The following is a 13660-nucleotide window of genomic DNA, read 5'->3' as shown; positions in this document are numbered from 1 at the left end:
CGAGATCCAAAAAACACTAGAACATCAGTTTGTATCAGAGCTGGAGCTGCACCAGAACATCGTTCACAAGGTATGTACGCTCTATGCAAAAAATAAGGAGGCGCATAACGACCTGTTCCAGGAGATTACCATACAGTTATGGAAGGCTTATCCTAAATTCAGGGGGGAAGCAAAGTTCAGTACGTGGATGTACAGGGTAGCACTAAACACTGCCATTACACAATACCGCAAGACTAAAAAAAGGGTAGATACCTATGATTATGACTCGGTCATATTTAAAGTTAAGGCAGAAGAATACGACCCAACAGAAGAACAGCAGTTACAATTGATGTACAGTGCTATCCGCGAGTTGGGGGACATAGATAAAGCGTTGGTCTTCCTTTACCTGGAAGATAAAGATTACCGGGAGATAGCTGAGACGCTTGGTATTACAGAAGTGAACGCCAGGGTAAAGATGAATCGGATAAAAACCAAATTAAGAACTATTATAAATCCTTGAGCAGATGATGGACGAACTCGATTTATTGAAAAAGGATTGGCAGAAGAAAGAGACCGAACTGCCGAGGCTCAGTTATGAAGAAATTTACCGGATGACCTGGAAACGATCCTCGTCTATCGTAAAATGGATCTTCTATATCAGCCTGATGGAATTCTTTTTCTGGACGGCCATTAATGTGGTATTTACCGATGCAGAGGCTTGGGAGATGATCAAAAAAATGCATCTCTACGAGTTCACCATCGTGATGACCACCCTCAGCTATATTATCCTAGTATTCTTTATTTATAAGTTCTACATCAACTACAGGCAGATTTCGTTTACAGATTCATCCCGGGAACTTATGAAAGCCATACTGAAGGTAAAGCGAACCGTTACCCAGTATGTCTGGTTTAACATCGCGATATTCGCCATTTCCCTGGTAACCAGTATCTATGGAAGTCTTCGTTTTGGTCCCGATGGAGCAAAATTAGTTTCGGCAGCCAATGAAGCCGGGAACGAGGCTCTTTTCTGGCTGCTCATCATTGGAATGATGATCCTCTTCGTGGTGGTTTTTGTCACCCTTCTCTGGCTTTTCTACAAACTGCTATACGGGCTTTTACTAAGTCGTCTCAGGAAGAATTATAAGGAATTGGAAGAGATTGATGTCTAGGAGCTGGGTGCCCTGAACCGCCTTTTCTGGTTTTCTTCTTCATAGGCCATGAGTTCTTCCTTCGGAATCACTTTCAGGAATGAAGAATGTTGCTCAATGGCGTATTCCAGTTTCTCAATAATAGAATCCACCGATTCATTTTCGTAATCGATTTCCAGGGGTTCTTTAATGACCATAGACTGAAGAATACCTTTCTTCTTAACGCGTAAGCCTTTTTTATCAAAAGATCGTCTGAAGCCGTCTATCACAACGGGAACTACTACCGGTTTGTATCGTTTGATAATATGGGCAGTTCCTTTCCTGAGTGGTTTCCACGGAGTTGTTGTGCCCTGTGGAAAGGTGATCACCCATCCATCATTCAAGGCAGTACCTATGTTGGTGATATCACTCATCTTCACCTGCCGGTTCACTTCTTTCCCTTCTGCTCTCCAGGTTCGCTGTATACTTACAGAACCCGCATAAGCCATCACCTTGGTCAGCAGGCTTTTTTTCATGGTTTCAGCGGCCGCTACATAATAGACATTCAGTTTTGGATTCCACAGGTAGCCCACGTTCTTGATAGAATCTATCCTGCCGCTTAAACTGGCATTAAAGACATGGAACATTGCCACAACATCGGCAAAATAGGTCTGGTGGTTACTGACAAAGAGAACGTTCTTTTCCGGTAGGGAACGAATAATATCTGAACCCTCTATCTCCAGTTTGTTGAACCCTTTATAGCGCTGGTGAGTAACGACGCCCATGATACGGATCAACCATTTTTTAATGAAGAGTATATGCCCGAATGGATTTTTTTTGAATAGCCCCATAGTCTACAAAAATACAAATAATGCCTTATAGCGACTGTTTAAAAAGTTCCTTTATCTCACTCAACATCATCGCTGTCGCTCCCCAAACCGTATAACCGTTTAATATAAAGGCAGGTACGGCGATGCTACTGGCATATGATGTGGTCATTATTTTTTGCTTTACAATACTCTCGTCCATGAATTGGTTTAAAGAAACTTCTACCAGGGCTGCAACTTCTGTCGTGTCTACGACAAAAGGCCGGGCCTCGTGGTAAAGGCCTATATAGGGTTGAACTTCAAAATTACTGGGAGGTATGTACAATTGACTTAATTCCCGGACAACAGTGACCTGGCTGGGAGGGACCCCCACCTCTTCCTCTGTTTCCCTCAAGGCCGTATGCAATAGATTTTTATCGGTGTCTTCCTGTTTACCTCCCGGAAAACCGATCTGGTTAGAATGTACACCGGGGTATGTATTCCTGAGAATCAGCAGCAGGTGAGTTTCCCTGTTCTCTTTGGGATAAAACAAGGCCATGACCCCGGCTTTCCGTGGTGCTATGTCTTTCCTGGCCAACTTTTTGAGCGCATCAAGGCGTTCCATGGGCGCCATTTTATAATGGGATTCCACCCCCGGAAGTTCCAGTTTTTTTATTTTTGATACTTCTTGTGTAAAAAGAGAAAAATCCATGCGTACTATTCCAATCACCCTTACTGCAATATTAGCATTATTTTTATTAGTGCACTGTAAGCCCGATCCTAAGGAGAGCGGGAGTAAAGAACCGCTGGTAAGCCAGGAAAAAGACAGCAGCACTACCATATTGGAACCCAAGGAGGGGGCTGAAGAAGTTGAAAAGGAAATGCCCAAAGACACTTTTCAACTGACGGAAGAGAATGCGATAGATTTCTTCTTCAACTACCAGAAAGATCTAAAAGTTGATAAGGTGAGAATGACCACCAGCATGGGGGCCTTCACTATACAGCTCTATGACAATGTCCCTTATCACAAGGCTAATTTCATCTACCTTACCCGCCAAGGATATTTTAATAACACCATGTTCCACAGGGTGGTCAAGGATTTCATCATTCAGGGGGGTAACGCGGATAACAAGGAAACGGCTCAAAAGCGTTCAGAAATCGGCCGTTACCTTCTTCCCCCGGACACCCGTAAAGGTCACAGCCATCACCGGGGTACAGTATCCATGCCCAGCAGCGAGATCAATAATCCCCATATGCTCGCATCTCCCTATGAGTTTTTTATCGTGGTCACCAATCCCGGGTCTTACCATCTGGACGGGGAGTACACTCCCTTTGGCAGGGTGATCAGCGGGATGGACGTCGTAGATGCCATCAACCAGGTGCCTGTTGATGACGGGGACTGGCCCTCACAGAATGTCTACATCCTTAAAGCAGAAGTTGTTCGTTAGGCCTCATCCCTGTAAACCGAAAAAAGCCGGATATTAAAACGTACGGCCAATAAACGAATGCTGATGACCAAAAGAATACCGGCCATGTAGGCGTATTCCTCTTTCAGGAATAACCTCCAAATAAAATAGCTTCCCCCTCCAAGGATACAAGCGGTAGCATAAATTTCCTTCCTCCGGAAGATCACGGGGATATCGTTGCATAAAATATCGCGGATCACTCCTCCAAAACAAGCTGTAATAGTTCCCAAGGCCAGGCACATAACCGGGATAAGACCTACGGCTATTCCCTTCTCTATCCCCACCAGGGTATAGAGCCCGATCCCTACCGCGTCAAAAAAGAACAGGGATTTGGTCAGGTACTTAAGTTTTGAACGAAAGATGATGGCAAAGACCACGGAAGCGGCGATGGTTATCAGGTATATCGGCTGTCTCATCCACAATACAGGAGTATATCCAATCAGCAGGTCCCGTAAGGTACCTCCACCAACCGCGGTAACAAAGGCGATGATGAACACCCCGAAAAGATCAAGTTTTTTTTCCATAGCCACCAACACCCCTGAAATGGCGAACGCGATGGTACCGAGAATGTCAATGGTGAGGTAGAACATTTAATGCCGGGTATTTAAATGCTGATCCTAATCGAAATCAGCTATTAGAAGGGCAAAAATACAAGAATATATCTTGTCAGGATAGTGCTATATGGCGTTTCTGAATACTTCAGCGGGAAATATTGCTCCATAAGATTTCACAGGCCCAATATTGCCCAATACACTGGTTTAGAGTATCTTTAATATCATTGTTATCAATGACAAACTTCCCCTACTGAGCTCTTAGGCCTTAAGGCATGTACTCCCCCACCGTAGTTGATCTTTAATTCTTTATTATGAACAGCAGGAAAATCATTTTTTCAGGGTTAATAGTAATTCTGAGCATCCTTTGCATGCGTTTTCTCACCCCAAAGGAGGAGGTGGTCCGGGTAGAACAGGCCTCGTACGGAAATATTAAGTGTACGGTGGCTAATTTCCTGCTCTCAGGGGTAGATACCACTCGGCAAATTGCCCCCTTGTTTGAAAATCTCGGGGACCATCATTTTCCCATCAGCACGAATTCTGAACGCGCACAAGTATTTTTTGACCAGGGATTACGGCTTACCTATGGTTTTAACCATGCCGAAGCACACCGGTCCTTTATGGAAGCAGCCCGTTTAGATCCCGAAGCCGCCATGGCATACTGGGGGCAGGCTTATGCACTCGGGCCCAATATTAATGACCCCTTACCTGATGAGACCCGGAAACTGGAGGCTTTTAAAGCTATAAAAAAAGCTAAAGAGCTTTACGAAAATAACAGTGAAATTGAAAAGGATCTCATTAATGCCTTGGATCAACGTTTTTCTGAAAATCTTACTCAATCCGTGGCTGAACTGAACGACAACTATTTTAGAGCGATGCGGGAGGTCGCAAAGAAACATAGCGGAAGTGCAGAAATACAAACCCTCCTGGCAGCCGCGGCAATGGACACCAATCCCTGGAATTACTGGGATAAAAATGGACAACCGAATGCCCATATGGCCGAAGCAAAGAACAGTTTGGAAAAGGCTATTGCATTAAACCCTGCACATCCCGGAGCACACCATTACTATATCCATTTAATGGAGCTCCCTTCACCGGATATGGCTGAAGATAGTGCAGACATCCTTGGCGGATTAATGCCGGCCGCAGGACATATGGTACATATGCCATCACATATTTATATCCGGGTTGGTCGTTATGCAGACGCGGTCGCAGCAAACCAGAAGGCTATTGAAGCAGACGAAGATTATATTTCCCAGTGTTATTCCCAGGGTCTGTATCCCCTGGCCTATTACCCACATAACATTCATTTTCTCTGGTCTGCAGCCAGTCTTATCGGCGCCAGTGAAATCGCCATTGATGCAGCACGAAAAACAGCAGAGAAGGTTCCTCAGGGACAGTTAGCCGCCTTGCCGTTTTTACAGGATTTTGCTGCTACTCCCCTCCTGGCCCATGTCCGGTTCGGAAAGTGGAACCAAATTTTAACTTATCCTGCCCCTGACCCCAGTATTAAACACCTGGGCCTTGTCAGGCATTATGCCAGGGGGATGGCATTTATCCGGAAAAATAATGCAGCAGAGGCCGAGCAGGAGTTGGATGCCATCGAATCCATGTTGCAAGATGCGGAACTGGACACCCTGGTAGCCGTAGCCCATAACAGTTCGCGAAAAATAGCCGAAGTTGCTTTTGAAGTGATTTCCGGAGAACTTGCTGCCCTGGAAGGGGAATACAGTAAGGCTGTAGAACACCTGAGGAAGGCTGTTGCTTTGGAAGAGCAGTTAACGTATACCGAACCTTCTGCCTGGCATATTCCGCCTCGGCAGAACCTTGGGGCACTACTCCTCAACATGGAAAAATTCCGTGAAGCCGAAGTAGTGTATAGAGAGGACCTGGAAAAGGTTCGCCAGAACGGATGGTCGCTGCGGGGTTTAGAGCGGTCTTTAAGGCTACAGGGAAAACAGGCAGAGGCTGATCTTATACAAAAAGAGTTTGAAAAAAAATGGGCGGAGGCCGACCTGAAAATAAATTCTTCAGTTTTCTGAGTCACAAATGAATAAGGTTTTATAAATTGAAGTTCACTATAACTTTTTATCATGAACTTTCGCTTTATCCTTTGGCTGTTATTCTCCTCTTTATTCGGAATCAGTTTTGCACAAACCCCTATAAAAATAAACCAGGATCGCTTGGAACAGCAGCTGAAAACCCTGGCCACTTATGGTCAGCGGGACGATGGCAGCACGAACCGTGTAGCTTTCAGCGATGCAGATATTGCCGGGAGGACATACGTGATGCAATTAATGCGCGAAGCCGGGCTGGAGGTGAGCGTGGATGCTGCGGCAAATATTATCGGCCAGAAAAAGGGTTCGGAAAGTGGTCTGAAACCCCTGGCTACGGGTTCTCATATTGACATGGTGCCGGACGGAGGCAACTATGATGGAATCGTCGGTTCTTTGGCCGCCATAGAAGTGGTAAAGACCTTACAGGAGCATGGTGTTACCACCAGGCACCCGCTGGAGGTCATTATCTTTTCAAATGAAGAAGGCGGGGTCATGGGCAGCCGGGCCCTTGCGGGTAAATTAGGGGCAAGCGCACTAAAGGTTCGGAACAGTACAGGGTATTCCATGGCGGAAGGAATCCAAAGATTGGGAGGCGATACTACCCGATTAGACCAGGTAGTTCGGAAAAAAGGAGATCTTGCAGCCTTCCTGGAGCTGCATATAGAACAAGGGGGTATACTGGATCAAAATGATGAAGATATAGGTGTAGTGGAAGGTATAGTCGGGATCCAATGGTGGGCAGTGAAAGTTGCGGGAAAAGCCAACCATGCCGGTACAACCCCCATGGATCAGCGGGAAGATGCCTTGCTGGCAGCTGCGCGTTTTATCATAGCCGTTAACGAGGTCGCATTGGAAAATGAGGGAAAACATGTCTGTACCGTAGGTCGTATTGAAGCAAAGCCAGGAGCACCCAATGTAATCCCCGGGGAGGTTACCCTGACCGTGGAAATCCGGGATTTGTCTTCAGATAAAATGCATTTGCTTATCCGACAGCTCAGGGAAAGAGCAGATCAAATTGCAACAGCATCAGCAACCTCGTTTGATATTAGCCCAATTGACGGCACCGGCGACCCGGCGCTGACCGATCCTGCCATCCGGGAAGTGATCGCCAATACGGCCGAGGAACTGGGGCTCAGTTATCGGAATATGCAGAGTGGTGCAGGGCACGACGCCCAGGATATGGCCCTACTGGCACCCACCGGGATGATCTTTGTGCCCAGCAAAGGTGGGATCAGTCATTCTCCTAAGGAATTCACCACTGCCAGGGATATCGCTAACGGTGCCAATGTACTGCTCCATTCGCTATTAAGACTCGATAAGCAGGATTGATTTCTATGAGAACATAAAAAACCCCTGCTTAAACTTCCCGGCAGGGGCTTTCTATAAGATACAACCCAGAACTCAGTTGATCGCTATCTTGATGGGCTCTTTCTTGGCGCTAGCTTCTTTCTTGACCAGTTCAAAGTGCAGGATGCCATTTTTATAATTAGCCTCCACAGGTACCTCCTTCACGCTTTCAGGAAGTTTCAACGAACGCTCAAAGGAGTTATAACTGAACTCCCTGCGGGTATAATTGTCTTCTTCTTCCTCTTCGGATATAGTTTTCTCGGCTTTTATGTGAAGGTAACCTTCATCCAGCGTTACCTCAAAATCCTTCTTATCAAATCCCGGCGCGGACATTTCTACTTCAAATTTACCATCGGTCTCCCTGATATTCATTGCAGGCTCACCGGATTTTCCGTTCCAGAATTCGTCTGAAAACATTTTTCTTCGCTTCCATTGACTTTCAAAAAAATCATCAATGTCAAAAAGTTCCTGTGACAGGAACTGGCCAATAGGCCGCTTTCTTGATTTAATTAGTGTCATGATATTATGTGTTAAGGATTACATTTTATAGCAAAACAAAAGTATCACCTGTTACACCTCTATAAAATGACTGAAATCAGCTTAACACCTTAAATATCCAAAGTTAATACGAAGAACAGCATTACAGTAAGGCTGTTTGTTTTTGCGCTTGTCGGAATTCCTCCATCATTCGCTTTACAATATCAGCGGCCGGTCGAATATCATGTATGGTGGCCGATACCTGGCCGATCTCCAGTTCCCCTTCCTCCAGGTCTCCTTCAAACATACCTTTCTTGGCCCTGGCCCTGCCGAGCAATGATTTTAGGTCATCCACACTGGCTCCCCGCGCGTAGGCCTCTTGAATATCGTTAAAGAACTTGTTCTTAAGTAGGCGCACCGGGGCTAGCTCTTTAAGGGTCAGAAGGGTATCCCCCTCTTTGGCATCGACCACCATCTTTTTAAAGGCGGGATGAGAAGAGGCTTCTTCACTGGCCACAAACCTGCTGCCCACCTGTACCCCATCTGCTCCGAGAATCATGGCGGCGAGCATGGCTCGCCCATCGCCAATTCCCCCTGCAGCGATCAATGGGATATCGATCTTTTCCTTTACGGCCGGAATTAGGGTCAGGGTGGTAGTCTCATCACGCCCGTTATGCCCCCCGGCCTCAAATCCTTCGGCCACAATGGCGTCCACCCCTACCTGCTGTGATTTCAAGGCAAATTTAACGCTGCTGACCACATGCACTACGGTAATTCCTTTTTCTTTCAGGAAGGAGGTCCAGGTCGCGGGATTTCCTGCCGATGTAAAAACGATCTTCACCCCCTCTTCCACGATCACCTCCATCAACTTTTGAATATCCGGGTATAATAAGGGGACATTCACTCCAAATGGTTTTGAAGTAGCTCCCTGGCATTTTTGAATATGTTCTCGTAATATTTCCGGGTACATACTCCCGGCTCCTAAAAGACCAAGTCCGCCGGCATTGGAGACGGCCGAAGCCAGGCGCCATCCACTGGCCCACACCATTCCGGCCTGTATAATGGGGTATTCTATATGGAAGAGTTCAGTAATCCTGTTCTGCATTTCTCGCTTCTGTAGTTTAATCTTTATAAAAAAATAAGTGCAACCTATGGCTCTCTAAGATGGAACACATACAATTGCACTAAAAATAGTTTTTTCCGGGAAAATGGATACTTCTCATCCCCTTGAATTTATACCAGGATCTAGGATATAACCCCGGAACCTATCAATTCTTCCCCTGAGTACCAGGCGACAAACTGCCCTTCGGTGATCGAAGTCTGGGGAGTATTGAAATCTACATAGAGCCCGCCTTCAATTTTATAGAGGGTAGCATGTTGCAGCGGTTGTCGGTAGCGAATTCTCGCTTCCACCTCCATGGTTTGATCGGGTTTTAAGGAAAGGTCAGTGCGCACCCAGTGCAATTCGTCATCGGTGACAAAGAGGGTACGCCGGTACAGCCCGGGATGTCCTTTTCCCTGCCCGGTGTAAATAACGTTCTCCTCTACATCAGTTTCAATTACAAATAAGGGTTCTTTAGTACCACCCACATCTAATCCTTTTCGTTGCCCTTTCGTAAAATAATGAGCACCCTGGTGTTCCCCGACGATCTTCCCATCCTCTTTGTGGTACACGGGCTTCTCTGAGTAAAAAGCCAGTTCTTCACGTTTATTTGAAAAATTAGGCATGGCCTGTTGGTACTGCGGCGCATTCCCGGGTACCTCTACGATAACCCCTTTTTTCGGTTTTAATTTCTGCTGCAGGAAATCGGGGAGCCTGACTTTCCCGATAAAACACAGCCCTTGCGAATCTTTCTTATCAGCGGTTACCAGTTTGTTCTCGGCCGCGATCTGCCTAACTTCGGGCTTTAATAATTCCCCAACCGGGAATAAGGTCTTTGACAATTGTTCCTGGGATAACTGGCAGAGGAAATAGGATTGGTCCTTATTAGGATCCTTTCCGGCCAGCAGATGATGTACCGGATTACCCTTTTCATCTATGGTAGTCTCTTTACGACAATAGTGACCTGTTGCGACATAATCGGCTCCCAGTTGTAAGGCGATCTTCAAAAAAACATCAAACTTGATCTCCCTGTTGCACAATACATCCGGGTTAGGCGTACGGCCCTTTTCGTATTCGGCAAACATGTAGTCCACGATCCGTTCTTTGTACTCCTCACTCAAGTCTACCGTCTGGAAAGGGATTCCCAGCTTCTCGGCCACGATCAGTGCGTCGTTACTGTCTTCTAACCAGGGACATTCTTTAGAGATCGTCACAGAATCATCATGCCAGTTCTTCATAAACAAGCCGATGACCTCATATCCCTGTTCTTTTAACAGGTATGCGGCAACACTGGAGTCCACACCCCCTGATAGCCCGACCACTACTTTTTTCTTGCTGCTCATAACCGGGCAAAAATACAAAAATAGGCCCGCATCACCATGCTTTTAAGATATAGATAAGATTCACCTCATTGAAGTGAAATAGACCTTTTAAAAATAGTTGATAACCGGAGTTGCCGCATAATTCACACAACTGCCAGGTGATAGAGATCTTCCAAGGCGATTCTGTAACCGTGGTTATCGTTAGGAAAGTCGTCTTCATTAAGAATACCACCGGCACTAACCTGACCTAAGAACAGCCTATACGATCGCGCGTAACGGGGTAGTTCACAGTATAGTCAAAGTGCTCTTCCACAAGTGGTCATAGACAACCTCTAGCCCTCCTGTTTTCCAATGTAAAATTGATTTTATCAGCAAAATCTCTTCCATTGCTCTATGGTATTTTTAATAAATTTCCAATAGTTACGAAAAGCTTTTCGCCAGACATCAGTAATCAGCGGATTAGCATACAAAAATTGTCGCTTGACAACTATCTTTTTGCCCGTCCTTGATAAAGACCCATATTTGACACTCCAAATCTGATCAAACATAACCTACTATCTAAACGGAAAGCTCCCCAATCGGGGAGCTTTTTTTAGATTATTTTTATTTACATCTACTCCCGATAGAGCACTTTCTTGTGTATAATCTCTCTTTCGGTATAGATGTTCATCAGCATGATCCGGGAGGGCAAACCACTCAGGTTATAATTCAGGCGGTTGAGTCCTGGGCTAACTCTTTGGACGGCCGGTCGCTTTATCATTCTTCCATCCAGATCTTGAAAATGTACATTTACTGAAGATTCATATTGGATATCCAGGTCTAAGCTTAACACCTGTTGAACCTGGTTCTGAAATACCGTGGCTTTGGTGCCCATAACCTCTAATTTATCATCATTTGCATATTGGGCACTGCAGGTAGTAGCATGTACAATTACATATAAAGGACCACTGAACACTGTATCTGGCTCAAATGTATAATTAATACGGTCGCCTCCCTCCAGGTCCTCCGCTTTGTAGGGATATTGACCTGGCCCCACAGTAGGATTGCCGTTTTTCTCAGGATACATAGCAGTGCCAATATATACTTGTGCTTCGGTCATGGTTACCCCCGGGAATAGCTGTATGGCAACAGTCACTTTTCCATTTTCATAGATCACCGTAGCATAGCCGATAAACCATCCATTGTTTACATAATCGCAATTTGCCGCACCCGAATACATTTCCATCCTATAAGTGTTTCCTTCTGTAATGCTGTTGGTCCATCCCCAGTTAGCGAAACCATCTTGTTGGAAACACCTTGCATTGTCTGGATCCCTGGCATAGGCCGTCTCACCACAAGGTGAAGGAGGATCAAATTCGTCATCCTCACAGTCCGCTCTGCCGTCATTATCCAGATCATATCCTTCATCAATCATACCGTCACCATCATTATCAACACCGTCACAGAGTTCTACACAATCCAGGCCTTCGTCAATCTCACCATCCCCGTCGTTATCTAATCCATCACAAACCTCCTCGCAATCCAGACCTTCATCAATCTGTCCATCCCCATCATTGTCCAAACCATCGCATTCTTCATAATCATCACAATCCGAAATACCATCACCGTCGGTATCTATAGTATCATCACAATCATCTACGCAATCCGGGATGTTATCACCGTCAGTGTCAATCGTATCATCGCAATCATCCACACAATCCGGGATGTTATCACCGTCAGTGTCAATCGTATCATTGCAATCATCCAAACAATCCGGGATGTTATCACCGTCAGTGTCAATAGTATCATCGCAATCGTCTATACAATCCGGGATGTTATCACCGTCAGTGTCAATCGTATCATCGCAATCATCCAAACAATCCGGGATGTTATCACCGTCAGTGTCAATAGTATCATCGCAATCGTCTATACAATCCGGGATGTTATCACCGTCAGTGTCAATCGTATCATCACAATCATCTACGCAGTCCGGGATATTATCACCGTCAGTGTCAATCGTATCATCGCAATCGTCTATGCAGTCCGGGATATTATCACCATCTGTGTCAATTGTATCATCGCAATCGTCTATGCAGTCCGGGATATTATCACCATCTGTGTCAATTGTATCATCGCAATCGTCTATACAATCCGGGATGTTATCACCGTCAGTGTCAATCGTATCATCACAATCATCTACGCAGTCCGGGATATTATCACCGTCAGTGTCAATCGTATCATCGCAATCATCCAAACAATCCGGGATGTTATCACCGTCAGTGTCAATAGTATCATCGCAATCGTCTATGCAGTCCGGGATGTTATCACCGTCAGTGTCAATCGTATCATCGCAATCGTCTCTGCAATCCGGGATATTATCACCGTCAGTGTCAACCGTATCATCACAATCATCTATACAATCCGGGATGTTATCACCGTCAGTATCTATTCTATCATCACAATCATCCACGCAATCCGGGATGTTATCCCCGTCAATATCTATTCTATCATCACAGTCATCCACACAGTCAGCTATACCATCATTATCAGAATCTGCAAAGTTTTCATCAACAACACCATCTCCGTCGTTGTCAATACCGTCGCATATTTCTTCTTCCCTTGGTTCGTCCATACCAATATAAATCGTACAACTGACCGTGCATCCATTTTTGTCTGTGACAACTACGCTGTGTGTGCCAGGCGTCAAACCTGTAGCCGTTGCAGTGGTTTCACCATTATCCCATAAATATGTATAGGGTTTGGTGCCCCCGAAAGGAGTTACCTTTGCAGAACCGTCTGCTTCACCAGGACCACTGGCATCTGATAATTTCTCAATATTGTGCGTCAACTTTTCAGGCTCTTTGATCACCACTTCGCAACTGACCTTGGCGCCAAGGGCATCAGTAACAGTGACCCCGTAAGTACCGGCGGTAAGCCCTGTGAGTTTATGATCGGTCGACCCATTGCTCCATAAATAGGTATAGGGCGCAACTCCGCCATTAGCTTCGGCGGTGGCATGTGCATTATCTCCCCCATGACAGTCTACATGGCAATAGTCCCTGATTTTTACACTAAGGGGCGCAAATATTTGGTTATCGTAGCCGGATAATAAAAAGCTACCGGTATCCGCGGTCCAATAAGTACCAGCAGAATTATTTTCAGTAAATACAAAGAATTCTATCCCACCATTAATGTCTGAGTTTATACTGCTATCGAATCTATTTGCATAGATACTAACCATTGTAAAAATGGATAATAAAAGAGAGATGTAACAGTTTTTGATGGGTGAAAATGAAGTGGTTCTCATAGTATAGTTGTGATTGTTTTTAAACTATACCAGAGCATAATATGGGTAATTGTTCATTAAATGAAGTGGGGATCATTTAATAACAATGAGAAACGAATTTCAATAAAATGTAAACTTCTGTCAGTCTTATAGAAGCGTCT

The 13660-nt window shown here is 45.3% G+C and carries 12 protein-coding genes; 5 read left to right on the top strand and 7 right to left on the bottom strand.

Translation table 11 applies throughout. The features are described 5' to 3' along the window. The first annotated feature begins 4 nt into the window (after positions 1 to 4). On the top strand, positions 5 to 499 hold the full coding sequence (locus PP178_RS10665) for an RNA polymerase sigma factor (RefSeq protein WP_272594429.1): 495 nt from the start codon (positions 5 to 7) through the stop codon (positions 497 to 499). 4 nt (positions 500 to 503) lie between these two features. Next, entirely contained in the window at positions 504 to 1148 is a 645-nt protein-coding gene (locus PP178_RS10660) for a hypothetical protein (RefSeq protein WP_272594326.1), read from the top strand. On the opposite strand, the gene PP178_RS10655 is transcribed toward PP178_RS10660, so the two are convergent. Further along, positions 1145 to 1957 (bottom strand): lysophospholipid acyltransferase family protein, encoded by an 813-nt coding sequence (locus tag PP178_RS10655; protein WP_272594325.1) that lies wholly within the window; start codon positions 1955 to 1957, stop codon positions 1145 to 1147. The two genes, PP178_RS10660 and PP178_RS10655, sit on opposite strands and share 4 nt — an antisense overlap. A 25-nt stretch (positions 1958 to 1982) precedes the next feature. Next, positions 1983 to 2624, bottom strand: a complete 642-nt coding sequence (locus PP178_RS10650) for an NUDIX hydrolase (protein ID WP_272594324.1) — start codon at positions 2622 to 2624, stop codon at positions 1983 to 1985. Here PP178_RS10650 and PP178_RS10645 point away from each other — a divergent pair. Then, positions 2623 to 3360 (top strand): peptidylprolyl isomerase, encoded by a 738-nt coding sequence (locus PP178_RS10645; protein WP_272594323.1) that lies wholly within the window; start codon positions 2623 to 2625, stop codon positions 3358 to 3360. The two genes, PP178_RS10650 and PP178_RS10645, sit on opposite strands and share 2 nt — an antisense overlap. On the opposite strand, the gene PP178_RS10640 is transcribed toward PP178_RS10645, so the two are convergent. Further along, entirely contained in the window at positions 3357 to 3968 is a 612-nt protein-coding gene (locus PP178_RS10640; protein WP_272594322.1) for a trimeric intracellular cation channel family protein, read from the bottom strand. The genes PP178_RS10645 and PP178_RS10640 overlap by 4 nt on opposite strands. A gap of 275 nt (positions 3969 to 4243) precedes the next feature. Between PP178_RS10640 and PP178_RS10635 the strand changes: the two genes are divergently transcribed. Together PP178_RS10635 and PP178_RS10630 are read left to right on the top strand one after the other, a co-directional pair. After that, positions 4244 to 5971, top strand: a complete 1728-nt coding sequence (locus PP178_RS10635; protein ID WP_272594321.1) for a hypothetical protein — start codon at positions 4244 to 4246, stop codon at positions 5969 to 5971. A 51-nt stretch (positions 5972 to 6022) separates the two neighbouring features. Beyond that, positions 6023 to 7315: a Zn-dependent hydrolase gene (locus PP178_RS10630; RefSeq protein ID WP_272594320.1), complete on the top strand. Its 1293-nt coding sequence runs from the start codon at positions 6023 to 6025 to the stop codon at positions 7313 to 7315. Positions 7316 to 7387: 72 nt separating this feature from the next. Here the strand turns inward: PP178_RS10630 and PP178_RS10625 are convergent, their stop codons facing one another. From PP178_RS10625 to PP178_RS10610, 4 genes are all read right to left on the bottom strand, one after another. Then, a complete protein-coding gene (locus PP178_RS10625) occupies positions 7388 to 7852 on the bottom strand; it encodes an Hsp20/alpha crystallin family protein (RefSeq protein WP_272594319.1) in 465 nt (154 codons plus the stop codon). Between the two features lie 121 nt (positions 7853 to 7973). Next, the gene (locus tag PP178_RS10620) at positions 7974 to 8915 is read right to left on the bottom strand and encodes an NAD(P)H-dependent flavin oxidoreductase (protein WP_336298536.1); all 942 of its coding nucleotides are present in this window, start codon (positions 8913 to 8915) and stop codon (positions 7974 to 7976) included. A 140-nt stretch (positions 8916 to 9055) separates the two neighbouring features. Next, positions 9056 to 10255, bottom strand: coding sequence for a tRNA 2-thiouridine(34) synthase MnmA (gene mnmA, locus PP178_RS10615; RefSeq protein ID WP_272594318.1), 1200 nt, complete (start codon positions 10253 to 10255; stop codon positions 9056 to 9058). Positions 10256 to 10847: 592 nt separating this feature from the next. Further along, positions 10848 to 13520: a SprB repeat-containing protein gene (locus PP178_RS10610; protein ID WP_272594317.1), complete on the bottom strand. Its 2673-nt coding sequence runs from the start codon at positions 13518 to 13520 to the stop codon at positions 10848 to 10850. Between the last annotated feature and the right edge of the window lie 140 nt (positions 13521 to 13660).

Origin of the sequence: Zeaxanthinibacter sp. PT1 (genome assembly GCF_028464225.1) — a bacterium.
Classification (GTDB): domain Bacteria; phylum Bacteroidota; class Bacteroidia; order Flavobacteriales; family Flavobacteriaceae; genus Zeaxanthinibacter.
This window is presented reverse-complemented; position numbering and strand designations above follow the sequence as displayed.